27 protein-coding genes are annotated in these 26,540 nt (G+C 71.6%); 12 read left to right on the top strand and 15 right to left on the bottom strand.

The genetic code is table 11. The annotated features are described in order from the left end of the window. Window positions 1–361 precede the first annotated feature (361 nt). Complete coding sequence (locus IEY89_RS01295) at window positions 362–994, top strand: sigma-70 family RNA polymerase sigma factor (RefSeq protein WP_189145328.1); 633 nt, start codon at window positions 362–364, stop codon at window positions 992–994. Continuing rightward, a complete protein-coding gene (locus IEY89_RS01290; RefSeq protein ID WP_189145327.1) occupies window positions 991–2,385 on the top strand; it encodes a zf-HC2 domain-containing protein in 1,395 nt (464 codons plus the stop codon). Before IEY89_RS01295 ends, IEY89_RS01290 begins: the two co-directional genes overlap by 4 nt. An 8-nt stretch (window positions 2,386–2,393) precedes the next feature. Here IEY89_RS01290 and IEY89_RS01285 read toward each other — a convergent pair whose 3' ends face one another. From IEY89_RS01285 to IEY89_RS01250, 8 genes are all read right to left on the bottom strand, one after another. Next, window positions 2,394–2,756, bottom strand: a complete 363-nt coding sequence (locus IEY89_RS01285) for a DUF6415 family natural product biosynthesis protein (RefSeq protein WP_189145326.1) — start codon at window positions 2,754–2,756, stop codon at window positions 2,394–2,396. A gap of 435 nt (window positions 2,757–3,191) precedes the next feature. Then, window positions 3,192–3,899, bottom strand: a complete 708-nt coding sequence (locus IEY89_RS01280; protein ID WP_229695026.1) for a DUF1963 domain-containing protein — start codon at window positions 3,897–3,899, stop codon at window positions 3,192–3,194. Between the two features lie 284 nt (window positions 3,900–4,183). Beyond that, a complete protein-coding gene (locus IEY89_RS01275; protein WP_189145324.1) occupies window positions 4,184–4,612 on the bottom strand; it encodes a nuclear transport factor 2 family protein in 429 nt (142 codons plus the stop codon). Beyond that, a complete protein-coding gene (locus IEY89_RS01270; protein ID WP_189145323.1) occupies window positions 4,609–5,493 on the bottom strand; it encodes an SIR2 family NAD-dependent protein deacylase in 885 nt (294 codons plus the stop codon). Before IEY89_RS01270 ends, IEY89_RS01275 begins: the two co-directional genes overlap by 4 nt. Then, on the bottom strand, window positions 5,490–6,443 hold the full coding sequence (locus tag IEY89_RS01265) for a protein-ADP-ribose hydrolase (RefSeq protein WP_229694986.1): 954 nt from the start codon (window positions 6,441–6,443) through the stop codon (window positions 5,490–5,492). The genes IEY89_RS01270 and IEY89_RS01265 overlap by 4 nt, the downstream gene beginning before the upstream one ends. Before the next feature lie 116 nt (window positions 6,444–6,559). Continuing rightward, complete coding sequence (locus tag IEY89_RS01260; protein ID WP_189145322.1) at window positions 6,560–6,883, bottom strand: MoaF-related domain-containing protein; 324 nt, start codon at window positions 6,881–6,883, stop codon at window positions 6,560–6,562. 52 nt (window positions 6,884–6,935) lie between these two features. Further along, a complete protein-coding gene (locus IEY89_RS01255; protein ID WP_189145321.1) occupies window positions 6,936–7,697 on the bottom strand; it encodes a nuclear transport factor 2 family protein in 762 nt (253 codons plus the stop codon). After that, complete coding sequence (locus tag IEY89_RS01250) at window positions 7,694–8,407, bottom strand: DsbA family protein (protein WP_189145320.1); 714 nt, start codon at window positions 8,405–8,407, stop codon at window positions 7,694–7,696. Before IEY89_RS01250 ends, IEY89_RS01255 begins: the two co-directional genes overlap by 4 nt. 109 nt (window positions 8,408–8,516) lie before the next feature. On the opposite strand from IEY89_RS01250, the gene IEY89_RS01245 reads away from it, so the two are divergent. After that, on the top strand, window positions 8,517–9,431 hold the full coding sequence (locus tag IEY89_RS01245; protein WP_189145319.1) for a helix-turn-helix transcriptional regulator: 915 nt from the start codon (window positions 8,517–8,519) through the stop codon (window positions 9,429–9,431). Window positions 9,432–9,485: 54 nt separating this feature from the next. Here IEY89_RS01245 and purU read toward each other — a convergent pair whose 3' ends face one another. Further along, complete coding sequence (gene purU / locus IEY89_RS01240; protein ID WP_189145318.1) at window positions 9,486–10,379, bottom strand: formyltetrahydrofolate deformylase; 894 nt, start codon at window positions 10,377–10,379, stop codon at window positions 9,486–9,488. A gap of 80 nt (window positions 10,380–10,459) precedes the next feature. Further along, window positions 10,460–10,960, bottom strand: a complete 501-nt coding sequence (locus tag IEY89_RS01235) for an SCO4402 family protein (protein ID WP_189145317.1) — start codon at window positions 10,958–10,960, stop codon at window positions 10,460–10,462. A gap of 117 nt (window positions 10,961–11,077) precedes the next feature. Between IEY89_RS01235 and IEY89_RS01230 the strand changes: the two genes are divergently transcribed. Further along, window positions 11,078–12,379: an ABC transporter substrate-binding protein gene (locus tag IEY89_RS01230; protein ID WP_189145316.1), complete on the top strand. Its 1,302-nt coding sequence runs from the start codon at window positions 11,078–11,080 to the stop codon at window positions 12,377–12,379. A gap of 32 nt (window positions 12,380–12,411) precedes the next feature. Here IEY89_RS01230 and IEY89_RS01225 read toward each other — a convergent pair whose 3' ends face one another. Beyond that, complete coding sequence (locus IEY89_RS01225) at window positions 12,412–14,214, bottom strand: hypothetical protein (protein ID WP_189145315.1); 1,803 nt, start codon at window positions 14,212–14,214, stop codon at window positions 12,412–12,414. 130 nt (window positions 14,215–14,344) lie between these two features. Further along, window positions 14,345–15,730: an NsdA family TPR-like regulatory protein gene (locus IEY89_RS01220; RefSeq protein ID WP_189145314.1), complete on the bottom strand. Its 1,386-nt coding sequence runs from the start codon at window positions 15,728–15,730 to the stop codon at window positions 14,345–14,347. Between the two features lie 340 nt (window positions 15,731–16,070). On the opposite strand from IEY89_RS01220, the gene IEY89_RS01215 reads away from it, so the two are divergent. From IEY89_RS01215 to IEY89_RS41450, 6 genes are all read left to right on the top strand, one after another. After that, window positions 16,071–16,724: a bifunctional DNA primase/polymerase gene (locus IEY89_RS01215; RefSeq protein ID WP_229694985.1), complete on the top strand. Its 654-nt coding sequence runs from the start codon at window positions 16,071–16,073 to the stop codon at window positions 16,722–16,724. A gap of 145 nt (window positions 16,725–16,869) precedes the next feature. After that, window positions 16,870–17,646, top strand: a complete 777-nt coding sequence (locus IEY89_RS01210) for an ABC transporter ATP-binding protein (RefSeq protein WP_189145312.1) — start codon at window positions 16,870–16,872, stop codon at window positions 17,644–17,646. Further along, complete coding sequence (locus IEY89_RS01205) at window positions 17,643–19,241, top strand: transporter (RefSeq protein ID WP_189145311.1); 1,599 nt, start codon at window positions 17,643–17,645, stop codon at window positions 19,239–19,241. The genes IEY89_RS01210 and IEY89_RS01205 overlap by 4 nt, the downstream gene beginning before the upstream one ends. 134 nt (window positions 19,242–19,375) lie before the next feature. Continuing rightward, complete coding sequence (locus IEY89_RS01200; protein ID WP_189145310.1) at window positions 19,376–20,188, top strand: hypothetical protein; 813 nt, start codon at window positions 19,376–19,378, stop codon at window positions 20,186–20,188. A 177-nt stretch (window positions 20,189–20,365) separates the two neighbouring features. Next, window positions 20,366–20,530: a hypothetical protein gene (locus tag IEY89_RS01195; protein ID WP_189145309.1), complete on the top strand. Its 165-nt coding sequence runs from the start codon at window positions 20,366–20,368 to the stop codon at window positions 20,528–20,530. Window positions 20,531–20,820: 290 nt separating this feature from the next. Beyond that, on the top strand, window positions 20,821–20,949 hold the full coding sequence (locus tag IEY89_RS41450; RefSeq protein WP_268240713.1) for a hypothetical protein: 129 nt from the start codon (window positions 20,821–20,823) through the stop codon (window positions 20,947–20,949). Window positions 20,950–21,111: 162 nt separating this feature from the next. Here IEY89_RS41450 and IEY89_RS01190 read toward each other — a convergent pair whose 3' ends face one another. Both IEY89_RS01190 and IEY89_RS01185 read right to left on the bottom strand, forming a co-directional pair. Beyond that, complete coding sequence (locus IEY89_RS01190; RefSeq protein ID WP_189145308.1) at window positions 21,112–21,993, bottom strand: alpha/beta fold hydrolase; 882 nt, start codon at window positions 21,991–21,993, stop codon at window positions 21,112–21,114. Window positions 21,994–22,513: 520 nt separating this feature from the next. Further along, a complete protein-coding gene (locus tag IEY89_RS01185; RefSeq protein ID WP_189145307.1) occupies window positions 22,514–23,206 on the bottom strand; it encodes an iron-dependent transcriptional repressor DtxR in 693 nt (230 codons plus the stop codon). A gap of 268 nt (window positions 23,207–23,474) precedes the next feature. Between IEY89_RS01185 and IEY89_RS01180 the strand changes: the two genes are divergently transcribed. Next, the gene (locus IEY89_RS01180; RefSeq protein ID WP_189145306.1) at window positions 23,475–24,263 is read left to right on the top strand and encodes an SIS domain-containing protein; all 789 of its coding nucleotides are present in this window, start codon (window positions 23,475–23,477) and stop codon (window positions 24,261–24,263) included. Window positions 24,264–24,361: 98 nt separating this feature from the next. Here IEY89_RS01180 and IEY89_RS01175 read toward each other — a convergent pair whose 3' ends face one another. Then, window positions 24,362–25,798 (bottom strand): PAS domain S-box protein, encoded by a 1,437-nt coding sequence (locus IEY89_RS01175; protein WP_189145305.1) that lies wholly within the window; start codon window positions 25,796–25,798, stop codon window positions 24,362–24,364. Between the two features lie 251 nt (window positions 25,799–26,049). On the opposite strand from IEY89_RS01175, the gene IEY89_RS01170 reads away from it, so the two are divergent. Continuing rightward, the gene (locus tag IEY89_RS01170; RefSeq protein ID WP_189145304.1) at window positions 26,050–26,493 is read left to right on the top strand and encodes a GNAT family N-acetyltransferase; all 444 of its coding nucleotides are present in this window, start codon (window positions 26,050–26,052) and stop codon (window positions 26,491–26,493) included. The last annotated feature ends 47 nt before the right edge of the window (window positions 26,494–26,540 follow it).

The following is a 26,540-nucleotide window of genomic DNA, read 5'->3' as shown; positions in this document are numbered from 1 at the left end:
CGCGGCTGCCCAACAGCCATGCCATCAAACACCGCACATCGAGTCGGCCCGGACCGCAAGAGACTTGTCAGCGGTTTGCAGGGTACTTGTTTCGGTCACCAACGATCTCTTTCGATCGAAAGCGGTGCAAAGTACGTCGCGATCGGTCGTTCTCCGTCGGTTCTCTACCATCCGAGGCCCTTCGGGAGGCGCACAATGCCGCAAAGCGGAGTGGGCTGTCAGAGGGGCCGACTACATTCGAGGAAAGGGTGGGCAATCACCGGACGACCGCCGGACGAGCGCCGGACCTGGACAGGAACACGGCACGGGCACGACCGACACGACTGACGCGACCGAGACGTACCGGGGGGTGAGGGGCAGCATGCCGAAGACGGACACACCGCCCCGCTGGGACCGCAAGATGCAGCAGCGGCTCGCGCGCGGCGAGGCAGCCGCGCTCGGTGAGCTGTACGACCGGTTCGCCTCCCTCGTGCACGGCCTCGCCCACCGTGTCCTCGCCGACGAACAGGCCGCCGACCGCATCACCCGTGAGGTCTTCGCCCACGTCTGGCAGCACCCCGACGCCTACGACCCCAAGCAGGGCCCCCTGCGTTCCTGGGTGGCCACCCTGACCCACCGCCTCGCGGTACAGCGCCTGCGCCAGAAGGAGACGGCAGCACTGGTTCACAGCGACCCGGACAGCCCGGACGCCCCGGACAACGCGTATGCCGGCCCCACGGGCTCCCCCGGCTCCATGGAGGAACTGGAGCGCAGGGTCCGCCGCGCCTCCGTCGCCGCCCGCGCCGACTACATCGTGACGTCGATGCCCGCCCCACTGCGCGCCGCCCTGGAGCTCGCGTACTTCCAACGGCGCGACTACCGCCAGACCGCCGCCGACCTGGGCGTCACGGAGGCCGAGGCCCGCCGGCGCCTCCGCCTCGGCCTCCAGCTCCTGTCCACGGCCCACGACACCGGCACACCGGGGGCACCCCCCGAACACGGGGGTGCGGTGTGAGCGGCGCGGGACACGAGGACGGGGACTGGGAGAAGCACGAGGGGTACGGCCCCCGCGGCCCCGACGACGGCGCCGGTGACAGCGACGGCGACGGCAAGGGCCCGGAACCCGGCACCGCCGGGCGCGCGGGCGACGGCTCGCCCCGCATACCGCTGCCGCGTTCCTCGGTCGAGGACACGGGGCTCCCCCTGCCCGCGCCGGAGCCCCCCGCGCCCGCCGCACCCCTCGTACCGCTGGTCCTGGAACACGACGTGCTGAGGTCGCTGCTGGGGGCGTGGGCGCTGGCCGCCTGTGCGCCGGAGGAGACACTGGCCGTCGAGGAGCACCTCGGGGAGTGCGGTGCCTGCGCCGACGAGGCGCGGCGGCTGCGCGAGGCGGTCGAGCTGCTCCAGCGCCCGGAGCCCCTCGACCTGGATCCGACCCTGCGCACCCGCGTCCTGGAGAGCTGCCTCGACCGGCGCCCGCCGCGCATCCCGGTACCGGAGTGGGCGGCCCCGTACGACGCGGAGACCGCCCGCCTCGACGCCCTGCTCCAGGACTTCGGCGACTCCGAGTGGCACGCGCCCGTACGGCTGCGCTGGTTCGAGGACGACGAGCAGACGACGCGCCGTACGACGGTCGCCGGTGTCATCGCGCACCTGCTGAGCGTGGACGGCCTGGTCGCGGTCGCACTGGGCCTCGACGACCCGGTGACCGGCGGGCAGGGGACACCGGTCGCGCCGAATCCCGCGTCCCGTACGGAGGCGTACTGGCGTGCCTCGTACTTCCCGCCCACCCGTTCCGTACGGGTGCCGTGGCGGGAGCAGAGCCATGGCATCGTCCGGCACGTGTCGTTCGCGGTCGGGAGTACCTCCCGCGCGGGCGAGGCCGAGCGTGGGGGAGGTTCGGGCAAGCTGCCGATCTCGTACGGCGACTTCGAACTGCCGCTGCGCGACGCGATGTTGGACCGTGCCTTCGAGTGCTGGGTGCACGCGGGCGACATCGCCGACGCGGTCGACTACCCCTACGAGCCCCCGGCCCCGCGCCACCTCCACGGCATGATCGACCTGGCGGCCCGCATGCTCCCGGAAGCGCTGGCCGCCCGCCGTCTGGCGGGCCTGGCCGCACCGAACCGGACGACCCGCCACCTGGTCCCGGCCGGCGAACCGGGCCGCAGCCTCCGCCTGGAGATCGAGGGCTCCGGCGGCGGCGAATGGCTGATCTCCCTGGACTCCCCGGCCGCGCTCGCCTCGTCCGCCCACGAGGTCGCCCATGTGGCCCTGGACGGCGTGGAGTTCTGCCAACTGGCGGCGGGCCACGTATCCCCGGAGGAAGCGGCGGCAGGCCAGGACGGCGACAGGGAGGCGATCAGGGACGTGCTGTTCGCGGCGGCCTCGCTGAGCCGGATGTAGGCACGCCGTCACGACGCCGCCCCGGTGAGGTTCTCGTGGTGGTCACAGAGGGCCACGACGGAACGCCCGAGCCGCTTGACGCGCTCGAACTCGCCGGTCAGTCCCGCGCGTTCGATCTCGTCGAGCCGACGTCGGGCCTCGGCGACACCGGCCAGCGCCACGTTCGCCGGCACATCCTCGTCAGGAAGGTGTCCGGCGAGCTGTTCGATGCGTGGGATCAGCCGCCACAGATCGCGGTGGAAGGCATGTCCGAAGGACTGCACGGTCTCGTAGCGCGGCAACGACGATTCGTTGAGGAACCGGACCGCCAAGTCGCGCATCGCCGTGATCTGGCCGGCGTCCAGGATCTCGACCGCGCACGAATCCGGCATGATCCTCTCCCGCCTCGGCGACCTCGATGCGGCTGAGGAACACCTGCACCTCGCCCTGGAGATCCATGGTCTGGACAGGCGCCGCACCCGCGCCATCGTCCTCGCCGGCCTGGTCGGCGCGCGCCTGCGGCAAGGCGACATGGACGGTGCCCTGTCTACGTGGAACGAGTTCCTCGACTGCGCGGACGGCATTCGCTCCGCGAGGGTCCACGGCGCCGTCGAGGACATGCGTGCGCCTGAACCGCTTCCGTGGAACGGCCGCAGCCGAGCAACTGAGCCACAAGGCCGACCAACTGATGGCCTGACAGCCGACGCGGCCTCCCTGCTGAATTGCTGGTCAGTCGGTCAGCCCTGGCGTGGACACTCCGCGCCGCGTACAGCGGACCGCCACGGCAGGCCAAGTGGCGTTGTGGTCGGCGCAGACGGAACCCGCTGTCACGGATTCCAGAAGACGGTGGCAACCGTGCGGTCGAAGCGTCGCGCGGTCAGATCCTCGCGTTGGATCGCCCAGTGGACGACGGCGCCCTCCCTGCCCTCGATTCGGGGGTTCCAGTCCGCCAGCAGCACCCAGTCCTCGACGGCACCCGACATCTCTCCTCCCCAGTCACGCGCCTCCGCCGTCTTCACCGCGCACTCCACGACGCTGCTGACCGGGTCGAGATGGACGGCCTCCTCCGAGGCGTATCCACCGATCTGGAGAGGCCCCCCGGTGACGATGTCACCGCGTGTCTGCTCCCACAGCTCGGCCAGTTTTCTGGAACGGGGATGCCCGGGGAGCGGCACGGTGTGCGTGTTCCCGGAGACCTGGACCGCGTGGTGGCAGGGCAGGGAGGCATTGGTCGTTGCCCGTAGCCGACCCCGGGGAAACGCCTCGACCATCTCCCGGTACTCGTCGATCTCGAACCAGAACCCTGAGTTCTTGTCCCGTTCCTCCGTGGCCGCGCCGACGGGGACGTACACGACTTCCCCGATGTTGACGAGATCACCGTCGTCGTCGGGGAAGGCGAACAGCAGCAGGTGGCCGTCGGGAGGCAGGGAGAGATCCGTCGCGCCGTCGGGCAGTGCCGCGAGGTCGATGGAGGCGACGAAGGGGAAAACGGGGGTCGGGGTGTCGGCGGGCAGCATCAAGGGGCCGCCGAACATGCCCACGACCGGCCCTCCCCCGCCCTGCGACAGGGTCGCGCAAGGGCGAGCGGAGTCCAACCACCGCTCCACCTCGCCGGCCGGAACGCCCTGCGCAATCGCCTTGTCACGGAAGGGACTTAACGTGTCCCGCAGCTCAGGAGTCATGAAGGAACCGTAGAGCCAGGGTCTGACAACCCCGGCTGCGGCCACCCTTGCCGCACCGACAGGCCCGGTCTGCCCGGTCTGCCCGGCAGGGGTGATCGCGTGACCGTAGCGGTGCGCCACGCCGCGCCAGGCGATGGTCAGAACATCGTGTTGTCGTTCTTCGAGGTGGGCGGGATCACCTGGAGGACGTCCCAGTGTTCGACGATCCTGCCGTCCGCGTCGAAACGGAAGATGTCGATGCCGGCGTACTCCTCGTCGGGCCAGGTCTGGTGGCAGTGCAGGATCACGTGGTCGCCTTCGGCGAAGGCGCGCTTGACCTCCACGCGCTTGCCCGGGTACTCGGCGGCCATGCGCTCGAAGTAGTCGATGAACGGCTGCTTGCCGTCGCCGACGTGTGGGTTGTGCTGGGTGTAGGTGTCTCCGGCGTACTGGTCGATGGCCTCGGCGGGGCGGCACTGGTTGAACATCAGGTCGTAGAACGCCTGAGCCGTGGCCTTGTTCTTCTCCGCGTTCGTTTCCGCGTTCTCTCCCGCGTTCGTTTTCGCGTTCGTTTCCGGGTCGCTCATGGTGCCACCGTAGGGTCGGGTGCCGGGTGCGGCACGGTGAGTGCGTCGAGCAGGTGGTCGGCCCCGACGGGGACGGGCAGAGTCCGGCCTTCGAGGCCGGCGGGGGTTTCGGGGTGGGTGGGGTTGACGCGTACGAGGCGTGCGTGGGGGAAATGGCGGGTGAGGTGTTCCCCCGGCCATCGGACGACGCCGGGGGTGTTGAATCCGGCGCCGAACTCGAGGATGAGCAGCCGGGTGTCGGCGGTGGCGGTTCCCAGCCAGTCGTCGAGGCGGCGGCCCGCGGGGAGATGGGGGGCGTCGACGAACTCGGGGCCGATGCGGACGTTGATCTCGACCTCGCCGCCGCAGTTCGGACAGCTGGGCAGGGGGCCGGTGACAGCGCCGGTTGCCGGGTCGTACGTGGCGAGGAGCTGCTCGACGAGGGGACGGCTGTCGTAGGTGGTCGGGGTGCAGGGGGTCGAGCACTGGTAGCGGCCGTAGTCGCCCTGCGGGGTGAAGATCCGGTCGGGGTCGAAGCCGTTGCGCGCGAAGAGGGCGTCCACGTTGGACGTCATCACCCAGTGGTCCTTGTCGCCGACCAGGGAACTCAGCTGCCGGTAAAGGGGGTTGGGGCCCGAGGAGAAGCGGATGTCGTCGATGTGGACGGCCCAGTAGCCCCACCACAGCTCGGGCGGCAGGGGGACGCCGACCAGGTAGCGGGAGCGCAGGCCGAGGCGGTGCAGGGCGGGGAAGAGTTCCCGGAAGCGGTCTTCGTCGCCGTAGTCGTATCCGGCGGCGGCGCTGAGTCCGGCCCCGGCGGTGATCAGGACGCGGTCGGCCTCGTCGAGCCAGGTGCGTATCGTCCCTGCGGCGGCTTCCAGGTCGAAGGTGGACTGGTTCATCGGGGCTGGGTTCCTTCGGTCAGTGCCTGGAGGTAGGCGGCACGGTCGTCGTCCGCGTACACGTTGAGGATCACGCGGTCGAGCCGTCCGGGGTGGAGGTCGAGCCATTCGGCGACGGTGTCCAGGGCGATGCGGGCTGCGGGCGCCTTGGGGTAGCCGAAGACGCCGGTGCTGATGCCGCAGAACGCGAGGCCGCGGATGCCGCCCGCTTCGGCGGCGAGGTCGAGGCAGGCACGGTACGCGGCTGCCAGCGCCTGCTCGTGCTCCGGGAGCACGGGGCCGTCGACGATCGGACCGACGGTGTGCAGGACGTAGCGGGCGGGCAGGTGGTAGCCGCGAGTGATCTTGGCGGTGCCGGTCGGCTCCGCGTGCCCCTGCAGGGACATGACCGCGTGGCAGTCGTCACGCAGGCGGGGGCCGGCCGCGGAGTGGAGGGCGTTGTCGATGCACGGGTGCATCGGCCTGAAGCAACCGAGCAGGGCACTGTTGGCGGCGTTCACGACGGCGTCCGCGTCGAGGGTGGTGATGTCGCCCTGCCACAGCACCGTACGGTCGGCCGCCCGGTACGCGGTGTGGGGAAGCGTGTCGCGGACCGTGGGCAGCGAGGCCGCGTCGGTGGTGCCGCGTGCCAGGCGTTCGCCGGCCAGGAGCGCGTCCAGCACGCGCGCGGTCCCGGTGGGCAGCGGGCCCGGATCCCGGACCGTCAGCACCGCGCGCAGGAGCCGCCGGGCGGCGGCCTCGTCGACCTGGTCCGCCGCGCCGGGGCGCAGCCCCGCCCTCGCCGCCGCCGGGTCGTCGCCCAGCAGGCCGAGCGCCTCGCGGACCAGGTCGGCGGACCGGTCGTCCGGGTCATGGCCGACGTCCGGCCGGAACGGCTCGTCCAGGGCGATGGCGGCCCGGTAGGCGGCGAGCGACAGCGGGGCGGGGGCCGGGGTCGGGGTCGGGTACACGGTGGTCCTCCGGGCGGTGGGCAGGTGACGGGGCGAAGGTCGGACAGGTCCCCGCCGAACCGCACGCCGCCGTGCCCTCACCCGAAGGCTGGGAGCACGGCGGTGGGTGAGGCCCGTCAGGCGGGTTCGAGGACGCCGGTGTGGAGTTCGGCGACGCGGCCGTCGCCCGTCTCGTAGGTCCAGAAGGCGTGGACCGTCAGGGCGTCGAGGTTCATGAGGTGGGTGATCGTCATGCCTGACTCTTCGACCCAGCCGAGCATGAACAGGCCGGGGGCCACCTCGGCGGTGTGGAGGGTGACGTTCTCCTCGGCACCCTTGGCCGGGCCCTCCAGGGCCTCGTAGTGGAGGGTGGTGCCGTCGGCCGCGTAGGTGTTGCGGAAGACGACCCCGTTGTCGACGCGGAAGACGAAGGTCTTCCCGGCGTAGGTGAGCTCACTCATCGCGTTTGTCTCCTTGCCGGCCGGCTGTCTCCCTTGCCGGCGGTGGGTGGCTCTAGAACAGGCCGTTGCCGTGGGGCAGCTCGTCCGGGATCGGGGAGATGATGTCCCAGTGCTCGACGATCTTGCCGCTCTGGACACGGAAGAGGTCGTAATAGGCGACGGGGACGCCGAACTCGCCCTCCGACTGGAGGAGGACGAACTCGCCTTCGGCGATGACCTTGTGGACGGTCTTGTAGACGAGGCTCTTGCCCTGCTCGCCCCACTTCGCGGCGGCGGCGCCGAAGCCGTCGAGGCCGTCGGCGGCCTCCGGGTTGTGCTGGTGGTACCTCTCGGTGGAGATGTACTCGGTGAGCACCGAGTAGTCGGCGCCGACCAGGACCTTCTGCGCGAACTCGGCGACCAGGGCCCGGTTGGCCTCGGTCTCCCCGGGCGCGGTGACCTCGGTGGGGCCGTCGGTCTGCGAACGCCCGGAGGCGGTGTCCTCGACCAGCGGGGTCAGGGCGTCCCAGTGCTCGGCGAGCTTGCCGTCGGCGTCGACGCGGAAGAGGTCGAAGGCGATCAGCGGGTCGGGCCCGAAGCCGTGGTACGTGCCGTGCAGGGCGACCAGGTCGCCGTCGGCGATCACCCGGGCGCCCTCGTAGCCGAAGCCCTCCGGCAGGCCGGCGACCAGCTGGCGCAGGGCCTCGGGGCCGTCGGCGGCCAGGGTGCTGTGCTGGGTGTAGTCGGCGGCGACCCAGCGGTCCACCGCGCTCGGGTCCTTCTGGCCGAACAGTTCACCGGCGGCGGTCAGGACGGCGTTCTTGGCGTTGCTCATGACGGTTCTCCTTGCGAGGGCAGGTCATGGATGGGACGTGGGGGACGGTCACGGATGGGGACTTTGGGGACGGTCGTGGCCAGCCGCTGGTCGAGGGCGGAGGTCAGGGAGGCGGCGGTGGATCCCGTGCCGCCCATCTGGTCGCCGCCGTGCGCGGTGTCCAGCAGCAGCGTCGGGTACGAGGTCACGCCGAGGCGGCGCAGCGCGCGGAAGTCGGCGCGGGCCTTCACCCGGCCTGCCGGGGCTCGGTACGCCGCGGTCACGGCGTCCGTGTCCAGGCCGAGTTCGGCGGCTATGTCCCGGTACACCTCGGCGTCGGACAGGCTGCGGCCGTCGACGAACCACGCTCGCTGCATGGCCTCGGCCGCGTCCAGTGCGCCGGCTCCGGGCTGATCGCGCAGCACGGCCAGCCCCACCGCCGCGGCGGCGGAATCGAGCACGGCCGTTCCCCGTGACAGGGCACGGTCGTAGCCCGTGCCGAAGGCGACCCCGGTCAGCCGCGTGATGGTGTCGCGATCCGCCGACAGGTGCGGATGGGCCGCGATCGGCAGCGCCCGGGCGCCGGTGTAGAGGCCGGCCGACAGGACGCCGAGCCGGATGCGGTGGGCGTTGTCCTCGGCGAAGGTCCGCAGGGTGGGGCCGAAGCCGTAGCACCATGCGCAGTACGCGTCGAAGGCGTACGTCAAGGAGGTCTGTTCCACCGAAGGCATCACACTCCTCCTTTCTTGCTGCTTTCCGACATCGACCGAGGTCGGCTGGGCTGACGTCTCCAAACTAGGGGGCTTGAACAGGAGGATTCAGATACGCTGAGGACTACTGATGGTCAAAAACCGACATGATCCCGGCCGTGAGATCCCGGAGATCTCCTTCGCGCCGCCCGTCGGCACCCCCGCCGGCGTCGAAGTGCTGTCCCTCACCGAGCTGCGCCACCGCGTACCCGGCGAGCGGCTCACGGCCCCCCAGCGCCCGGACTTCCACCACCTGATCACCCTCACCGGCGGAACCCTGTGGCACACGGTCGACTTCACCGCCTACGCCCTCGAACCCGGCTCATGGCTGTGGGTTCGCCCCGGTCAGGTCCAGCAGTGGGGCGACCTCACCCACGCCGACGGCACCCTGATCCTCTTCCGCCAGGACTTCCTCGACCCGGCCACCGCGGCCGGCGCCCGCACCGAGGACCCGCACGCGCCGATCCTGCGCCGCCCTCTGCCCGACGACGCCCAGGCCCTGCGACTGGCCGCCGACCATCTCGCCGCCGAGTTCCACGCGCTCGGACAACTGCCCCTGGAGATCCACACCGCGGCCCTGCGCCACGTGCTGGCCGTCCTGGTCCTGCGACTGGCCCACCTCACCGGGCCCGTCGGCAGCCCCGCCCCCGACCCCGACGCCACCTACCTGCGCTTCCGTGACGCGGTGGAGAAGGACTTCGCCCGCACCCGACGGGTCGAGGACTACGCCGAAGCACTCGGCTACTCGGCCCGCACGCTCTCCCGGGCCACCCTCGCCTCAGCGGGCCTCGGCGCCAAGGAGTTCATCGACCGCCGCGTCGTCCTCGAAGCCAAGCGCCTCCTGGCCCACAGCGACCGGACAGCCGCCCGCATCGCCGACCGCCTCGGCTTCTCCAGCGCCACCCACTTCAGCAAGTACTTCCACCAGCGCACCGGCCAGACCCCGATCGCCTTCCGCGACACGATCCGCGGACACGCCCCGAGCACCACGAGCACCCCGAGGTGAGGAGCGGAGGTCGAACAGATCGGCGCCCCCGCCGTCGCACCACCGTTCGCCTGTCTACGCGAACACCACAGTCCGCCGCCCGTTCAGCAGGATCCGTCGCTCCGCGTGCCACTTCACGGCCCGCGCCAGCGCCTGGCACTCCACATCGCGGCCGATGGCCACCAGCTGGTCCGGGGTCACGTCGTGGGCGACCCGCTCGACCTCCTGCTCGATGATCGGGCCCTCGTCCAGGTCCGCCGTGACGTAGTGCGCCGTCGCGCCGATCAGCTTCACGCCCCGCGCGTGGGCCTGGTGGTAGGGCTTCGCGCCCTTGAAGCTCGGGAGGAAGGAGTGGTGGATATTGATGATCCGGCCGCTGAGCGCCTTGCACAGGTCGTCCGAGAGCACCTGCATGTAGCGGGCCAGGACGACCAGTTCCACGTTCTCCGCGCGCACCAGCTCCAGCAGCCGCGCCTCCGCCTGCGCCTTCGTGTCCTTCGTCACCGGGATGTGGACGAAGGGGACGTCGTACGAGGCGACCAGCTCGGCGAAGTCGGTGTGGTTGGAGACGACCGCCGCGATGTCGACCGGCAGCGCGCCGATGCGGGCGCGGAAGAGAAGGTCGTTGAGGCAGTGGCCGAACTTGCTGACCATCAGGACGACCCGCATACGGTCCTCGGCCCGGTGGATCTGCCACTCCATGTGGAAGGCGTCACCGATGGCCGCGAAGCTCGCCCGGAGCTTCTCCACCGTCACCGGTGGCTCGCCCGAGAAGTGGACGCGCATGAAGAACAGTCCCGTGTCCCGGTCGCCGAACTGCTGGCTGTCCTCGATGTTGCAGCCGGTCATGAAGAGGTAGCTCGACACGGCGTGCACGATGCCCTGTTTGTCGGGGCAGGAGAGGGTGAGGACGTACTGCTCGGTGGACTTCCCGGCGGGGGCCGCGGCTGCGCTGGACTGCTCGTTCATGCCGGACAGGGTCCCATATTCACCCGGAACGGCCGACTCCCGTCCGCCACCCGGAACGCACCGGACGTCGCACTCGGCCGCTACGCCGAGCGCGTCAGGATCCGCAGTACCTCCAGCGTGCGCGGCGGGACGTCCGGCTCCTCGCCGTCGCTCACCGCGAGGCGGACGTGGGCGTCCCGGGCCGCCCGGACCGCCTCCGGCCAGCCGGCGTGGTCGAGGTACGCCGAGACGGGTGCGTCCGGGCCGACCTGGTGCATGATCCGCAGGACACGGAGTACGGCGGTGTCGACGAGGGCGGCTTCCTGGGAGTCCCGGAAGATCGTCCCGACGTACTTCTCGGCGGACCAGCTGTCCAGCCAGGTGTCCTCGACCAGGCGGTACACGGCGTCGGTGACGTCCCCGTACCCGTCGACACCGGCCAGCCAGACGTCCCGTTGGAACGCCTGATCGGAGAGCATGTGCAGCGCGGAGCGCACATTGCTGCGCCAGCGCCACCACGGCATGTCGTTGAGTGGCATGCCGCCCATGGTGGGGGAGCGACGGCCGCGACGGGAAGAGTCTTCCGAACCTTGCACGGTCATCGATCGTACGGTCCCTGTGAAAACGAGATCAACGCCCCCCGTAATTCACCTCCCCGTCACCAGCTGTTGACCAAGGGTCACATCCGGGTTGGCCGTGTGACGGAATCGTGCATGTCCATGACCGGCAGGCGACGCACCCGCAGCACCTTCCGCACCAACCTCCCCAGGTCCACGCGCGCGAGATCCCTGAGCGCGCTGACCGTGTGCGCGGCGCTCGCCGCGGGCTGCGGGGTCGTACCCGGCACCTCGGCCGACTCCGAGGGCGGTGAGGTCACCGTCATGACCTGGGCGCCGGAGGGCACCGACGCGACCAACAAGCCCGGCATGCCGGCCATGGCGCAGGCGTACGCGCGCTGGATCAACTCCACGGGTGGCCTGAACGGGCGCAAGCTCAAGGTCCTGACCTGCAACGACCACAACGACCGGGTGTCCGCAGCGAAGTGCGCCCGGCGCGCCGCCGCCGAGGACGTCGTCGCGGTCGTCGGCTCCTACAGCCAGTTCGGTGACGGCTACCTGGGCCCGCTGGCCTCCGCCGGGATCCCCTACATCGGCGGCTACGGCGTCACCAACGACGAGTTCACCAACCCGATGTCCTACCCCGTCAACGGCGGCTCGCCCGCCCTCCTGGCCGGCCTCGGCAAGGAACTCGCCGCCGTCTGCGGTCCCGTCGCCCTGGTCCGCCCCGACACCATCGCGGGCGACCAGCTGCCCCAGCTCCTCGACTCCGGTCTGCAGGCGGGCGGGCACGCCCCGGCGCGGGACCAGCTGGCAGCCGAGAACGCCACCGAGTACGGGACGCACACGAAGCTCGCCCTGGAACGGACGACGGAGACGGCGAGCGAGAGGAAGGGCTGTGTGGTGCCGGCGCTCGGGGACCGCACCAACACCTTCATGGACTCCTTCCGGCGCGACCGCGACGACTACCCGGACGTGCGCACCGCGACCGTCCTCGGCAGCGTCGACCAGACGGTGATCAACGCGAACGGCGGAAAGACGGGCCCGTACGAGGACTCGTACATCACCGGCTGGTACCCGGTGGCCAGTGACGCCCGCTGGGACGAGATGAAGAAGGTCATCAAGGAGGAGGCCTTCGGCGACAACCGCATCGACCCGCAGGACGCGGGCGTGCAGACCACCTGGATCGCGTACACCGTCCTGAAGGCGGTCGTCGAGTCGCTGGAGGGCGGCGAGGTGTCCTCGACCACCGTCCGGCGGGCCCTCGACGACGGCCTGCGCGTCACCACGGGCGGCCTCACCCCGACGCTGCGCTGGCGCTTCGAGGACCTGCTCTCGGTGGTCGGGTTCCCGCGCCTGGTCAACGCGCAGGTGACCTTCCAGATCGTCCGCGAGGGCCGGCTCGTCGCCGCCCGCAAGGGCTTCATCAACACGACGAAGCTGCTGGAGAACGCGCAGGACTGACACGCGGCCCCTCCCCGAGGGACCGCGCCGGGTCAGAGCTGGGTGGACTGGCGCTCCGTCAGGCCGTACGTCCTCGCGATCGCGTTCCACAGCTCGGCAGCCCTGGACTTCTGCTCGGTGGCGATGCCGCTCTGCTGGTTGCCCTTCTGCGTCTGGCCCGTCGAACGGGCCTGGCCCTTCTTGCAGCCGTTCTTGCCCGCCGTCTGGTCCGCCCAGGCCGCGTAGTGGTTGTCGGCCGCCTGGGACGCCTGCCAGGCCTTGGTGAGGGCGTCGGTCAGCCCGGCGTGCTCGGGGAGCTTGTCGACGGCCAGCGTGGAGAGCCGGGTGACCAATTCGCCGCGCTGCTGGGCCGCGCCGCGCAGGTCGGCGGCGGCCTGGCCGAGGTTGGTGCAGGACTTGACGTCCGACACCGCCTTGATCACCGCGTCGCGGCTGTCGTTGCTGTCGGCGAGCAGCTTGTCCAGCTCGACGGCCTGCGCCTTGGCCGGGTCGGCGGCCGGTGCCTCGGACTTCTCCGGCGCGGACGAGGCCGCCGCCACCGTCTTGTTGCCCGGGTCCTCGCTGCTGTCCCCGCCCCCTCTGCTCAGCATGGCCCCGGCCCCGATCCCCAGCACGACGATGCCGACCCCGAGGGCCGCGATGACGGCCACCCGCGAACGCCGGCCCCCACCGTCACGCTCGTCGTCCATGTCGTGGGGCGCCCGGAAGCCGTACGGGGCCTGCTGGGCGGCGTACGGAGCCTGCCGGCCGTAGGAACCGGGGGCGGGCTGCTGGGGCTGGATGCGGGGCATCTGCTGGGTGGCGCCGGCCGGCGCCTCGGCACCGGGGCCGCTGCGGAAGAGGTTGTCGAAGTCGGAGGGCGGCTGACGGTCGTCCGCGCCGCCCGGGGGTATGCCGTACGACCCTCCGGGCACCGGCGGGATGTACTGCGTGGCGTCGGCGTCGGAACCGCCGGGGGCCGCCTGCGGCACACGGCCCAGATACGTGGTCGCCTCGGCGGACGGCTGGGGCGGCAGGGCGCCGGGACCCACGGGCGGCAGGAACTGCGTCGCCGCCTCGTTGACGTGCGGAGGTGCGGAAGTGTGCGCCGTGACCGGCGGGAGGAACTGGGTGGCCGGGTCGGCGACCGGCCCGGGGGTGCCCGGGACGGGCGGGATGTACTGCGTCGCGTCCTCGGCCGGCGGCAGTGGAGCACCGGCCCCGGCGGCGTACGGCCCGCTCGCACCGCCCTCGGGGGGCAGCGGGGCGCCACCGTACTGCCCGTACGGCTGGTGGGCCTGCTGCTCGTACTGCGGGGCCGCGGGCGGGAGCGGCGCGGCCCCGGCGCCATGGGCGGCATGCGGTACGGAGTGAGGGGCGACCGGGGCCGACTGGGCGTCGTAGCCGGGCTGCTGGGCCCAACCGCCGGACCCGCCCGGGTCGTTGTTCCACGCCGGCGCCGACGGCGCCTGCTGCTCGGGCTGTTGCTGCGCCTGGGGCTGGAACCGGCCCTGGTCACCCCACTGTTGGTGCTGCTGGGCGTCGGACGCCGCCGACCAGCCCCCGGTCGCCTGGGACGGGGCCTGGTACGGGTTCTGGTACTCGTCCCGGGCCGGCGCCTGGGCCTGGTAGTCGTCCTGGGCCTGGTTCGGGTCCGGGCCCCACGGCAGGCCCCAGGCCTGACCGCCGGTCGGGTTCGGGGCAGGGGTCGGGGGCGCGGCCGGCCCCGGAAGGGGCAGGCCGCCGTTGCCCCCCGTCATACCCGGCAGCAGCGGTTCGCCGCCGTCGGAGGGCAGCACGATGCCTTCGCGCGCCACGCGCGGCGAGGGCTCCTCGCCCTGTCCACTCTGCGTCACCGGGGACTCCTACTGATGGGGGACCTTCGGAATCGTCAGCTAAAGCTACCGGGTTCCCGGAATTCGATTCACGAAGCACGGGACCGGACCACTCCCCCACCAGCACCTCAGCGTCCCGCTGTGTCGCCCGTCACGCCGCCGCCCGCAGGTCCATCCGCGCCCCGAACTCCCGGACCACCGGCTCGTCGCGGTACGGCTCCAGGCGCAGCTGGAGGTCCTCCAGATACTCGGCGCCCCGGTTGGAGCGCAGGGTGCCGAGGAGTTCCACCGCGCGCAGGCCCGTGTGGCAGGCCTCCTCCACCTCGCGCTGCTGGACCTGTGCCGTGGCCAGCAGCACCAGCCCGATGGCCCGGCGCCGCGCCCGTGTCTCGGGGTGTCCGTCCAGCGACTCCCGCGCGCACCGCGCCGCCGCCTCGGCCTGGCCGAGGTCCCGGTGGCAGTGCGCCAGCTCGTCGGCCAGGTAGGCACCGTCGAAGTGCGCGATCCACGCCGGGTCGTCCCCGGACTCCGGATCCGCCGCCTCCAGCGCGTTGACCGCCCGCCCGGAGGCCAGCTGGGCCGCCCGCGCGTCCCCCATCAGGGCGTGCCCCCGGGCCTCGGCGGCGTGGAACATCGCCTCCGCGCGCGGGGTGACCCGGCCACGCGCCCCCTCCTGCGCCGCCCGCGCCAACTGGGCGATCTCCCGCGGGTTTCCGAGCTGCGCGGCGAGATGGCTCATGGAGGCGGCGAGTACGTACCCTCCGTACCCCCGGTCCCCGGCCGCCTGGGCGAGCCGGAGCGCCTGGATGTAGTAGCGCTGGGCGAGACCGGGCTGGCCGGTGTCGACGGCCATGTACCCGGCGAGCTCCGTCAGGCGGGCGACGGCGGCGAAGAGGTCGCGCCCGACGGCCTCCCGGTACGAGCCCGCCAGCAGCCCGGAGACGACACTGTTGAGGTAGTGCACGACGACCGGACGCACATGCCCGCTGCCGTACTGGTGGTCCAGGTCCGTGAGCGCCTGTGTCATCGCGCGCACCGCCGCCACGTCGGACGGCCCCACGCGGGGACCCGCCTGGCGCGCCACCTGGGAGTCGGGGGACGAGATCAGCCAGTCGCGGCTGGGCTCCACGAGCGCGGACGCGGCGACGGACGAGCCGGAGAGGAAGTCCCGCCGGCCCACGTCACTGCGCCACAGCTCACACACCTGCTCGATGGCGCCGAGGACGGTCGGGGAGAACTGGAGCCCGACGCCCGAGGCGAGGTTCTTGCCGTTGGCCATGCCGATCTCGTCGATCGTGACCGTACGGCCGAGTTTGCGGCCGAGGGCCTCGGCGATGATCGCGGGCGCCCGGCCCCGGGGCTGCTGTCCGCGCAGCCAGCGGGCCACGGACGTCTTGTCGTACCGCAGATCGTGGCCGTGCTCCGCGCCGCACATGTTGACGCGGCGGGCCAGTCCGGCGTTCGAGCAGCCCGCCTCCTGGATGAGTGCCTGCAGCCGTTCGTTCGGCTGCCGCGCGACGAGAGGCCTTGCGGCCATGGCGTACCCCCTGTGGCTGCGGTGCCGTGCCCACGCACCGAGTTGATGTGTCTTCCGTGCCCGGAACCCCTTCCGTACTCGGCCCGGTAAGCGGACGAGTACGGCGAAAAGATCCGGCCTTGAAGATCAATGCCCCGCAGGCATGCCGACAATGCGAGACATATGAGGATTGCCGGGGTAAAGGCGGATGCCCAGCCCCTCCCCTGCCTACCCAGCCCCGACCCGGATCCTCCTGCGCGCCCCCGCTCATGCATCCATGCGCCCCAGATGCGGAATCGATGCTCCTCCCCCGCGCATGTGACATGCGTAACTCATGATTCCCACTAGAGTTGTCCTCATCGTGGAAGAGACCATCGCGGGCCCTGATGCTGCCCAAATCCCCAAGCAACGCGGCGAATCCCTCTTGGAAACCGCCGTCCGTTACGCCGAAGAACGCCACTGGGACGTGTTTCCCGGTACGTGGCTGGAAGCAGTCGACGGGGTACAGCGCTGCTCCTGCGGCGACACCGCGTGCGCCCTGCCCGGCGCACACCCGACACGGCCCGACTGGATCACGCAGGCCACGGGCAGCGCGACCGTCGCGCGCCGACTGTGGACCGACCAGCCGACGGCGTCGATCCTGCTGCCGACCGGCCATACGTTCGACGCGATCGACGTGCCCGAGACAGCCGGGTTCCTCGCGCTGGCGCGCATGGAGCGCATGGAACTGACGCTCGGGCCGGTGATGTTGACACCGGATCGGCGCATGCGGTTCTTCGTTCTGCCGGGGGCGTCGGTGAAGGTGCCCGATCTTGTGCGCAAGTTGGGGTGGTCGCCGGCTTCGCTGGACCTGGTGGCGCTGGGCGAGGGGGCGTACGTGGCAGCGCCGCCCACTCGGTACGCGTCTCGGGGGGCTGTGCAGTGGGCCTGCCGGCCTACGCCCGCGAATCGGTGGTTGCCGGATGCGGAGGAGTTGATCTCGCCGCTCGCTTACGCGTGCGGGCGGGATCGGTAACTTTCGCGGTTCGGGGTGCCTGGTTGCGGTTGTTCGGCGGCTGCGGGCCGGCTGTGGCTGGTCGCGCAGTTCCCCGCGCCCCTAAAAAGCCTGCGGTTGCCGTTCGCGGAAGTCTGCGCGCCCCTGAAAACCTTAGGGTGACCGCATGGTTGATGGTGCTGCCGTGCGGGTGCAGGGGCTCTGGAAGCGGTTTGGGCAGCAGGTTGCTGTTGCCGGGATCGATCTGGAGTTGCCTGCGGGGAAGTTCGTCGGGCTCGTCGGGCCGAACGGGGCCGGGAAGACCACCACACTCTCGATGGTGACCGGGCTGCTGCGGCCCGACCAGGGCACCGTGGAGGTCGTGGGGCACGACGTGTGGCGCGACCCGGTCGAGGTGAAGGCGCGGATCGGGGTGCTGCCCGAAGGGCTTCGGCTCTTCGAGCGGCTGTCGGGGCGTGAACTCCTCGCCTACTCGGGGCGGTTGCGGGGGCTTCCCGGTGCCGAGGTCGACAAGCGGGCCGCCCAGCTTCTCGACGTCCTGGACCTGGCCGGTGCCCAGCACAAACTCGTCGTCGACTACTCGACCGGTATGCGCAAGAAGATCGGCCTCGCCGCCGCTCTCCTCCACAATCCCGAAGTCCTTTTCCTCGACGAGCCGTTCGAGGGCGTGGACCCGGTGTCGGCGCAGATCATCCGGGGTGTGCTGGAGCGGTACACGGCCTCCGGCGCCACCGTCGTCTTCTCCTCCCACGTCATGGAACTGGTGGAGTCGCTGTGCGACTGGGTCGCGGTGATGGCGGCCGGGCGGATCCGGACGCACGGCACGCTGGCCGAGGTGCGGGGCGACGCGCCCTCGCTCCAGCAGGCGTTCCTCGAACTCGTCGGCGCGGGCGGGCGCGACCACGGGTCCCACCTCGACTGGCTGGGCGGCGGCGCCCGATGACGGTGGAGGGGTCGGTGACGGCCGTCGTCGTCAGACTGAAGCTGTCGCTGCTGCGCAACGGGCTCAGGCAGTCCGCGGGGCGGCGGGCCGCGTACGTCTTCTCCGTCGTCGTCGTACTGCTGATCGCCGCGCTCCAGTTCCTCGGGCTGATCGCCCTGCGCGGCAACACGCACGCCGCGTCCGTCACCGTCCTTCTTCTCGCGGTCATGGCGCTGGGCTGGGCCGTCATGCCGCTGTTCTTTCCCAGCGGGGACGAGACCCTCGACCCGACCCGGCTGGTGATGCTCCCGCTGCGCCCCCGGCCGCTGGTCCGGGCGCTGCTCGCGGCCTCGCTCGTCGGCATCGGGCCGCTGTTCACGCTGTCCCTGCTCGTCGGGTCGGTGATCGCCGTGGCGCGCGGTGGCGCGGCGTTCGTGGTGTCGCTCGTCGCCGTTCCCCTCGCGCTGCTCGTCTGCGTGGCGCTCGCGCGGGCCGTCGCCGCCGCCAACATCCGGCTGCTCAGCAGCCGCAAGGGGCGCGATCTCGCCGTACTCAGCGGGCTGGTCATCGCGGTCGGTGCGCAGCTCGTCAACTTCGGTGTGCAGCAGATCGGTACGGCCGGCCTCGGCCGACTCGACCCGGTCGCAGAGGTGTTGGTGTGGGTGCCGCCCGCTTCGGCCGTCGGGGCGGTGGATGCGGCGAGTGCCGGATCGTACGGGATCGCGTTCGCCCAACTGGCACTCAGCGCAGGTGCGTTGGTGCTGCTGTTGCGGAGCTGGTCGCGTACCCTCACCCGGCTGATGACCTCGCCCGACGGGTCCACACTCCAGGCCGCCGAGCCGGCCGGCAAGGGAGAGCGGACATCCGGCGGGCTCGCGCGGCTGTTGCCGGACGGGCGTACCGGGACCGTCATGGAGCGGAGCCTGCGCTATGCGTGGCGGGACCCCAAGACGAAGGCCGCGTGGGTGACCTCGCTCGCGATCGGGCTGATCGTGCCGGTGTTCAACGCGTTGCAGGGCACCGGTTCGATCTACTTCGCCTGCTTCGCGGCCGGGATGCTCGGCATCCAGATGTACAACCAGTTCGGCCAGGACACCTCCGCCTTCTGGATGGTCGCGATGACGATCTCGTCCACCCGGGACGCGTACGTCGAACTGCGCGGCCGGGCACTGGCGTTGCTGCTGATCAGCCTGCCGTACGCCACCCTCGTGGTCGTTCTGACCAGCGCCCTGCTCAACGACTGGGCCACCCTGCCGGAGGCGCTCGGACTGTCCCTCGCCCTGCTGGGGGCGATGCTGGCGGCCGGGGCCTGGTCGTCGGCCCGGTTCCCGTACTCCATCCCGCAGGAGGGCTACAAGAACGTCGCCCCGGGGCAGTCCGGGCTCGCCACGGTCGCCATTTTCGGCGGCATGGTCGGGGCCGCCCTGCTGTGCGCCCCCGTCATCGCCCTCACGATCTGGCTGAACGTCGATCCGGGCGGCGACCGGTGGACCTGGCTGCTGCTGCCGGTCGGCGCCGGATACGGCGCCCTGCTCATATTCCTCGGACTGCGGCTCTCCGCCCCGCGCACGGCACGGCGGCTGCCGGAGATCCTGGCAGCGGTCAGCAAGGGCTGAGCCGGCCCGCGACCGCTGAGCCTGCCCGCGACCACGACTCGTGCGCAGGCCGAACTTGCCTACGGCATAGGGGGTTTGAGTCGCGAATCGCGGGGATTGAGGGGGAGACGGAAGCTTTCAGGGGGAGCGTGCGCATGGTCAAATGGTTCGGCAGATCCAGGTCCCGGAGCTACGACAAGGCCGGGGCGGCGGCGGAGTCCGAGCACCTCGAACCCCTCGGCGTCTCCGACGACCTGCGGCTGGCGTACGGCCGCACCGGCGATCCGAAGCTGCTGCGCGGCTCGCTCCAGGCGGCCGAGCTGGCCGTGGAGGTCTACCCGGTCAACGACCTCCGCCACGCCGCCGCCCTCTCCTCGCTGTGCATGCTGCACCGGCTGAGCTGGGAACGCGACCGGTCGGCCCCGGACCTGATCAAGGCCGTCGACTACGGGCGGCAGGCCGTCGACAAGTCACCGCTCGGCGACCCGGAACTCCCCCGGCACATGTCCTCGTTGGCCACCGCCCTCCAGGAGGTCTACGACAGCACCGAGGACGAGGAGTCCATCGACGAGGCCATCGCCCTCTACCGCAGATGCCTGGAGCTCATGCCGAAGGGCAGCACCGGGCACGGCGAGGAGCGCGTCGGCCAGGAGTCCAACCTCGCCAACTCGCTGCTCCGCAAGGGGCGCAGCAACGGCGACGGCGACATCCTGGACGAGGCCGCCACACACGCCCGCGCCGCACTGCGCGACACCCCGGACGACCATCCGATGCACCCGGTGCGCCTGGTCAACCTCGGCGGCGTGCTCCTGGGACTCGTCCAGACCGGCCGTCCGGAACACATCGGCGCGGCGGAGGACATGTACGCGCGCGCACTGCGGGAGTTCCCGGCCCGCCATCCCGCGCGCGCCGGCGTGGAGCAGTCGCTCGCCACGATCAAGGGCCTGCGCAGCCAGTTCGGGATCTGACCAGGACGCCGGATCAGTCCGAGGAATCCGGCCGGTCCGCCGAGCCCGATCGGTCCGACGAGCTTCGGCAGCCGATCCAGCGGGCGGTGGTCGCCACAGTGCCGCACTACCTCAACGAGGTGGAGGCGGCGGCCCGTTGCCCGACGGAAGGCAACCGCCGACTGGGATACTGCGCGTATGGCGGACGCCCCGAAGATCAACGAAGTACGGCTCGACGACAACGGCGTGCTGGAGTTCTACGACGGCACGGCGTGGGTCCCTTACCCGGACGTGCCCGATGCCGACGGGCCGCCCCAGGCGCTGACGAAGGACTCGCCCACCACAGAGGAGTGGCCGCAGTGACCACCCAGCCGCCGCGACCTGGCCCGCACCGGGCACCGTCACCCCCTTCGACACCCTCCCGCTCCCGCTCGACGCCGTGCGCGAACTGCGGGCCGCCGCACGGTGGATGACCGCCTCGTTCACCGCCACCGGCATCGACGACCTGCCGCGTCACCGGGCGGTCGCCGTGAGCATCCACCGCGCGCTCGCGCCGAGACCGACCCGCACCGCCGGGCACAGCCGCACGGGCAGCTGGAACGGACGAAGGCCGACATCGCCGCGCGGACCCCTTCGTACGCCGACTGCTCACCATGGCCCACGTCCGGCAGATCCGGGCCGCCTTCCACGAGGCCCGCCGCCGGTGCCCGCTCGCGGTGACCCTCGTCGCGACCGGCGCGGTGGCCTTCCTGACGGTGACGGGAAGAGCCGCCAACGGCTGAGGCGCGCCCTTCAGGGGCGCGGGGCTGTATCGATCTGCGGCTCCGCCGCAGGGCGCGACCAGCTCCTACCGGCCCGCGGGCAGAGAACCGCCTGCCCCGGAACCGCGCGACCCGACCAGCCCCACTCCCCGCGGCCGAAAGAACCGCCGACCCAGCGGAGCACTACCGCGTCAGCACGCCCTCCAGGAACGGTTCGATGGCCGCGCGCCAGGCGTCCGGCTGGTCGTAGTGCACGAGGTGGCCGGCGTCGGACACCTCCGCGTACTCGCCCCTCGGCAGGACGCGGACCATCTCCTGCGCCTCCGCCCGGCCCAGTTCGCCGTCCAGGCCGCGCACGACCAGGGTGGGGCACTGAACCTGCGTCAGCTCCTCCCAGTGCGCGTCGAACACCCAGGTCTCGCGGGACTTGAGCATCTGCTCCGGTTCGAAGACGGGGCGCCAGCCGTCGGGGGACTCCTGCATCACCTCGGCGTAGAACTCGCCGCGCGAGGGGCTGGGCCGCTCCACCCAGGGGTCGTCCTCACCGAACCACTTGCGTACGTCGGCGAGGGTGGCGAAGGGGACGGGCCAGGCCTTGAACCAGTCCTCCCACTCGCGCTGGGAGGCCGCGCCCAGCGCCGACGCCCGCATGTCGCAGATGATCAGGCCGTGCACCAGGTCGGGGCGTTTCGCGGCGAGCTGCCAGGCGGTCAGGGCGCCCATGGCGTGGCCGATGAGGACGACCGGGCCGAGGCCGAGCTGTTCGATCGCCGCCTCGGCGTCCTCGACGTACGCCTCGCGGGTGTAGACGGAGCCGGGCGGACGGTCGCTCTGGCCGTGCCCCCGCTGGTCGAGTGCGACGGCCCGGTGCCGCTCGCCCAGCCAGCGGGCGGCGGACGCCCAGTGCGAGGCACGGCCCATGAGCCCGTGCAGTAACAGCACGCCGGGTGCCCGGTCGGGTTCTCCCACCCGGGCCTGTTCCGCCCCGGCCTTGGGAGGGTCGGCGAACTCCCAGGCGGCAAGGCGCACACCGCCCGCTCCGGTCACGTCGATACGCCGCGCCACAGGTCCTGGCACCCCCCTAGCCATCGAAGCTTCCTCTGCCGAGCTGGACCACAGGTTATCGAATGACTATTCGAAAATGTGGTCTCCGGTCGCAACACCCCTCGTTCGAGTGACCCCGGTCAAGGAATGATCCGCGTGGCCGAGGGGAGATCTTCTGCGGGAGGCGGACCGCTCGGGGAAAACGGTCCGTAGGGGATGACCCTGGGAGCTCGGGGCTCCGGGTCAGCACAGGGGAGGACAGGCCCCGGCGCCACCTGGCGCCGGGGCCCTCTTCATGTCCGCGGCACATCCTCACGCTCCCCCTCCCCCGCCCGGCGACACCGCTGCCGCACCCGGCCAAGAGCCCTCACGTCATATGCCTCTCGCGACAGCGTGGCACGCGAAAGGGCCGGGCGCTGCGATTCCGCACACTGAATCTTGGATTGGCGCCCTGGAACCGCGCGGATCCCAGGACATGGCAAGTTCCTCGCCGGTCAGAGGAGTTGACGGTGCGGCGACCGGTGGCGCGGCGGGCGCCCGGTCAGCGCTTCGCCACGAACACGTGCGAGGCCACGTCCGCCTCCAGCTCGGCCGCCTCGCCGCCGCTGCCGACCAGCACCCCGCCGGGCGACTCCGTCACGCTCACCACCGAACCGGGCTGCACACCCGCGCGGCGCAGCGTGTACATCAGCTGCGCGTCCGTCTGGATGGGCTCGCCGATCCGCCGTACGACGACCGTCTTGCCGTCCAGCCCCGGGTCGAGGTCGGCCAGCGAGACCATGCCCTCGTGGAGGAAGGGGTCGGCGCCGTCCTTCTCGCCCAGCTCCTCCAGGCCCGGGATCGGGTTGCCGTAGGGCGACTCGGTGGGGTGGCGCAGGAGTTCGAGGACCCGGCGTTCCACCGCCTCGCTCATCACGTGCTCCCAGCGACACGCCTCCGCGTGGACCTGCTCCCACTCCAGCCCGATCACATCGACGAGCAGGCACTCCGCGAGGCGGTGCTTGCGCATGACGCGGGTGGCCAGGCGGCGGCCCTCGTCCGTGAGTTCCAGGTGCCGGTCGCTGGCGACCGCCACCAGACCGTCGCGCTCCATCCGGGCCACGGTCTGGCTGACCGTCGGGCCGCTCTGGTCCAGCCGCTCGGCGATCCGGGCGCGCATGGGGACCACACCTTCCTCCTCCAGCTCGAGGATGGTGCGGAGATACATCTCCGTCGTATCGATCAGTCCGGACATTCGTGCCCCTTGATGAGATGTGCCGGAGGCTCGACGGCTCCGGCGCGTGCGCTGGCCCTGGCTTCAATTCTGACGCATACCACCGACAACCGTGCCGCCGCGTGGGAACCACACGGTTACAGATGCTCGCGGCCGGGTAGACAGCACGTTTCACCGAGGGTACGGCGGCGGGCGCGGTAACGGTTCGTCGCGCTGTTGACAGGGCAGTGGTCCAGACCTCACCGTGATCGGCGACGCAGACGCTTCGAACCTCCGAGGGGCCACGGACATGCCGGAAACGAGCGACAGCAAGCCGGCCGGACAGCGGTCCGGACAACTGGCCGGGGAGTTCCTCGACGCCTCGATCGGGCTGTTGCGGCGGGTGCGCGACGAGGAGGCGGACGCCGTGAGAGCCGCCGGCACGCTCATCGCCGACACCGTGGCCGCCGATGGGCGCCTGTTCGCCTTCGGCGCCGGGCACTCCTCGCTCGCCGCGCAGGACCTCGTCTACCGCGCGGGCGGCCTCGCCCTGATGAACCTGCTGGCCGTCCCCGGCGTCGTCGGCGTCGACGTCATGCCGGCCACCCTGGGCTCCGCCCTGGAACGCGTCGACGGTCTGGCCACGGCCGTCCTGGACACGTCACCGCTGCGCGCAGGCGACGTCCTCGTGATCATCTCCCTCTCCGGCCGCAACGCCCTCCCGGTGGAGATGGCGCTGCACGCGCGTGCCCTCGGCGTGAAGGTCATCGGCGTGACCTCGGTGGCGTACGCGACGGAGACAACGCCCCGGAACACCTCCGGCACCTTCCTCAAGGACCACTGCGACGTCGTGCTGGACTCGAAGATCGCCCCCGGCGACGCCGAACTCACCCTCGACACCATCCCGGCGCCCTTCGCCCCCGCCTCGACGGTCGTCACCTCGGCGCTGCTCCAGTCGGTCATGGCGACGGCGGCGGGCATCCTGGCGGAACGGGGCATCGAGCCACCACTGCTGCGCTCCGGCAACGTGGACGGCGGCCACGACTGGAACGCCCGCATCCTGAAGCAGTACGGCGACCGCATCTTCTACGAGCGCTGAGCGCTCCGCGGGATCGGCGGGGACCGGGGGATCGGCGGATACGAAACCTGCCGGCCGGTCCGTGGCCGGTCGCGCAGTTCCCCGCGCCCCTTTCGGGGCTACCTGTCGAGGTCCTGCCCTCTGAGCCCGGCCAGGTCCAGGGCCGTCGCGATCCGGGTGGCGACGTCCTCCGCGTACATCGCGTCCGTGCGCTCGAACGGGCTTCGCCCGGTGCCCCGCAGAAACGTCACGACGCCCAGGGTGCGCCCCCGGCTGCGCAGCGCCGCGCACAGTGCGTGGACCGAGTCGGGCGGCCATCGGCGCTGGACGGCCCACTCGCGGGCCTGCTCGGCGGCGTACGACCCGGCGCTCGCCCGCACGGACCCGGCCCGCTCGACGCACTGCACGGCCGGGTGTCCCTCGCCGTAGCGCACCGGGAGTCCGGCGTGGCCGGCGAGGACGCTGGGCCCCGGCGCCCCGGAGGGTGTGGCGGCGGCGCGGACCAGCCGGACCGGACCGTCCCCGTCGTCCGCCGTACCGTCGGCAGCCTCGCCGCCGATGACGGCGATCCGGTCGATGAGCGCGTGGTCGGCGAAGCCGGCGAGGGCGAAGTCCAGGTGCACGGTCGCGGCCTCGGCGGGGTCCTCGCACTCGGCGGCGGCCCGTGCGGCGCGGTGCAGCTGGTGGGTGCGGAAGCGCAGCTGAGCCGCCTCCTGCTCGACCTGCTTGCTCTCGGTGATGTCCTGGAACAGCCAACCGACCCCGAGCGGAACCGGTTCCTCGGTGAGCGGCGAGGCCAGCCGCAGGAACCCGCTCCGCCAGCAGCGCCGCTTCTCGCCCTCGGACGTCCGCACGCTCACCCACATCTCGGCGGGCGCGGGCGGCGCGCCCTCGGCGAGGACGTGCGTCAGCGCGCTCTCCAGCTCCTCGACACCCTGCGCGAGCAGCTCGCCGAGGGGCCGCCCGAGCACAGCGGTACGGCCGGTGCCGAGCGACCGGGCGGCGTGCGCGTTGACGACGGCGGGCCGCAGATCGACGTCGACGAGCACGACACCCCAGCTGGCGTCCTCGAACAGGGCCTCGCTCAGCGCGATCGACCGCTCCAGGTCTATCTGAGCGTGCACCTCGCTGAACGCGCAGTACAGCCCGGCGGGCTTGCCGTCGGGACCGCGCACGGCGGCGGACTGGGTCCGGACGAGCACCCGCCCGCCGTCCTTGGTCAGCAGCGCGAACTCGTGCACCTGGCGCCCCGGGGCGTGCATCGCGGACAGCAGCCGCCCCTCGATCTCCTCGGCGTCGGCCTTGCGCACCGCCCATCCGGCGAACCCGTGGCGCCCGACGGCCTCGGCGGCCGTCCACCCGAGAATCCGCTCGGCCTCCCGGTTCCAGTGGGTGACCACTCCGTCGACGTCGAAGGCGCACAGGGCGGCGTCCATGCCGTCGAGAAGGGCGGCGAGCAGGTCGAACCCACCGCCGTCCGAGCCTTCCGGGCCGTCCCTTCCGGGCTCGTCCGGCCCCAGCTCGTCGGTGGTCCCACTACGCCGGGAAGCACTCACCTGGACCCCCTGCAGGCCGCGTCCGCACGTACTGCGCGACGGTTCGCTCACTCACCATCATTCAACTCGAACGTGACACAGCACACATCGAGTTCCCCCAAGTTCGCAGGAAATCGTTGTTCGGCGGAAATTCACCGTAGTCCGGGAACAAGCCCCTCCTGCCCCACAGTCGCCGGACCAAACCGACCGTCCGGAATGTCCGGCCCATCAGGGGCGGCGGGCCGTGCGCCCGGCCGGGTAGCGTGCCGATCATGGCGGACTGGGACATACGGCCGGCGACGGCGTCGGACGTCGAGGCGGTGGCCGACCTGCGCGCCGTGGTGATGCGGGCGGATCTGGAACGCCTCGGGCGGTACGACGGGCAGCGCGTCCGGCAGCGGTTCCGGGACGGGTTCGGGGCGAACCACACCTGGGTGATCGAGGTGGGTGGGGAGTTCGCGGGCTGCGTGGCGCTGCGCCCGGCCGAGGACGCCCACTGGCTGGAGCACTTCTATCTCGACCCGCGCAGGCAGGGCGCCGGCATCGGTTCGGGCGTCCTGCGCGCACTCCTCGAACGGTGCGACGACCAGAGCGCCCCTGTCCGGCTGAACGTGCTCCAGGGCAGCCCGGCCCGACGGCTGTACGAGCGGCACGGGTTCACGGTCGAGAGCGAGGACGCGGTGGACGTGTTCATGGTGCGCACACCGGCCCGATGAGGGCCGACAACACGCACCACCTTTGGCGCAACCAGACAGTCAGCTAC

The organism is Streptomyces lacrimifluminis (assembly GCF_014646095.1).
GTDB lineage: Bacteria > Actinomycetota > Actinomycetes > Streptomycetales > Streptomycetaceae > Streptomyces > Streptomyces lacrimifluminis.
This window is presented reverse-complemented; position numbering and strand designations above follow the sequence as displayed.

Coding starts and splice junctions, on each gene's coding strand:
- IEY89_RS01295 (WP_189145328.1), top strand. CDS start 362: ATGCCGAAGACGGACACACCGCCCCGCTGGGACCGCAAGATGCAGCAG.
- IEY89_RS01285 (WP_189145326.1), bottom strand. CDS start 2,756: ATGCCGGATTCGTGCGCGGTCGAGATCCTGGACGCCGGCCAGATCACG.
- IEY89_RS01280 (WP_229695026.1), bottom strand. CDS start 3,899: ATGTTCGGCGGCCCCTTGATGCTGCCCGCCGACACCCCGACCCCCGTT.
- IEY89_RS01275 (WP_189145324.1), bottom strand. CDS start 4,612: ATGAGCGACCCGGAAACGAACGCGAAAACGAACGCGGGAGAGAACGCG.
- IEY89_RS01270 (WP_189145323.1), bottom strand. CDS start 5,493: ATGAACCAGTCCACCTTCGACCTGGAAGCCGCCGCAGGGACGATACGC.
- IEY89_RS01260 (WP_189145322.1), bottom strand. CDS start 6,883: ATGAGTGAGCTCACCTACGCCGGGAAGACCTTCGTCTTCCGCGTCGAC.
- IEY89_RS01255 (WP_189145321.1), bottom strand. CDS start 7,697: ATGAGCAACGCCAAGAACGCCGTCCTGACCGCCGCCGGTGAACTGTTC.
- IEY89_RS01250 (WP_189145320.1), bottom strand. CDS start 8,407: ATGCCTTCGGTGGAACAGACCTCCTTGACGTACGCCTTCGACGCGTAC.
- IEY89_RS01245 (WP_189145319.1), top strand. CDS start 8,517: ATGGTCAAAAACCGACATGATCCCGGCCGTGAGATCCCGGAGATCTCC.
- purU (WP_189145318.1), bottom strand. CDS start 10,379: ATGAACGAGCAGTCCAGCGCAGCCGCGGCCCCCGCCGGGAAGTCCACC.
- IEY89_RS01235 (WP_189145317.1), bottom strand. CDS start 10,960: ATGACCGTGCAAGGTTCGGAAGACTCTTCCCGTCGCGGCCGTCGCTCC.
- IEY89_RS01230 (WP_189145316.1), top strand. CDS start 11,078: ATGACCGGCAGGCGACGCACCCGCAGCACCTTCCGCACCAACCTCCCC.
- IEY89_RS01220 (WP_189145314.1), bottom strand. CDS start 15,730: ATGGCCGCAAGGCCTCTCGTCGCGCGGCAGCCGAACGAACGGCTGCAG.
- IEY89_RS01210 (WP_189145312.1), top strand. CDS start 16,870: ATGGTTGATGGTGCTGCCGTGCGGGTGCAGGGGCTCTGGAAGCGGTTT.
- IEY89_RS01205 (WP_189145311.1), top strand. CDS start 17,643: ATGACGGTGGAGGGGTCGGTGACGGCCGTCGTCGTCAGACTGAAGCTG.
- IEY89_RS01200 (WP_189145310.1), top strand. CDS start 19,376: ATGGTCAAATGGTTCGGCAGATCCAGGTCCCGGAGCTACGACAAGGCC.
- IEY89_RS01195 (WP_189145309.1), top strand. CDS start 20,366: ATGGCGGACGCCCCGAAGATCAACGAAGTACGGCTCGACGACAACGGC.
- IEY89_RS41450 (WP_268240713.1), top strand. CDS start 20,821: ATGGCCCACGTCCGGCAGATCCGGGCCGCCTTCCACGAGGCCCGCCGC.
- IEY89_RS01185 (WP_189145307.1), bottom strand. CDS start 23,206: ATGTCCGGACTGATCGATACGACGGAGATGTATCTCCGCACCATCCTC.
- IEY89_RS01180 (WP_189145306.1), top strand. CDS start 23,475: ATGCCGGAAACGAGCGACAGCAAGCCGGCCGGACAGCGGTCCGGACAA.
- IEY89_RS01170 (WP_189145304.1), top strand. CDS start 26,050: ATGGCGGACTGGGACATACGGCCGGCGACGGCGTCGGACGTCGAGGCG.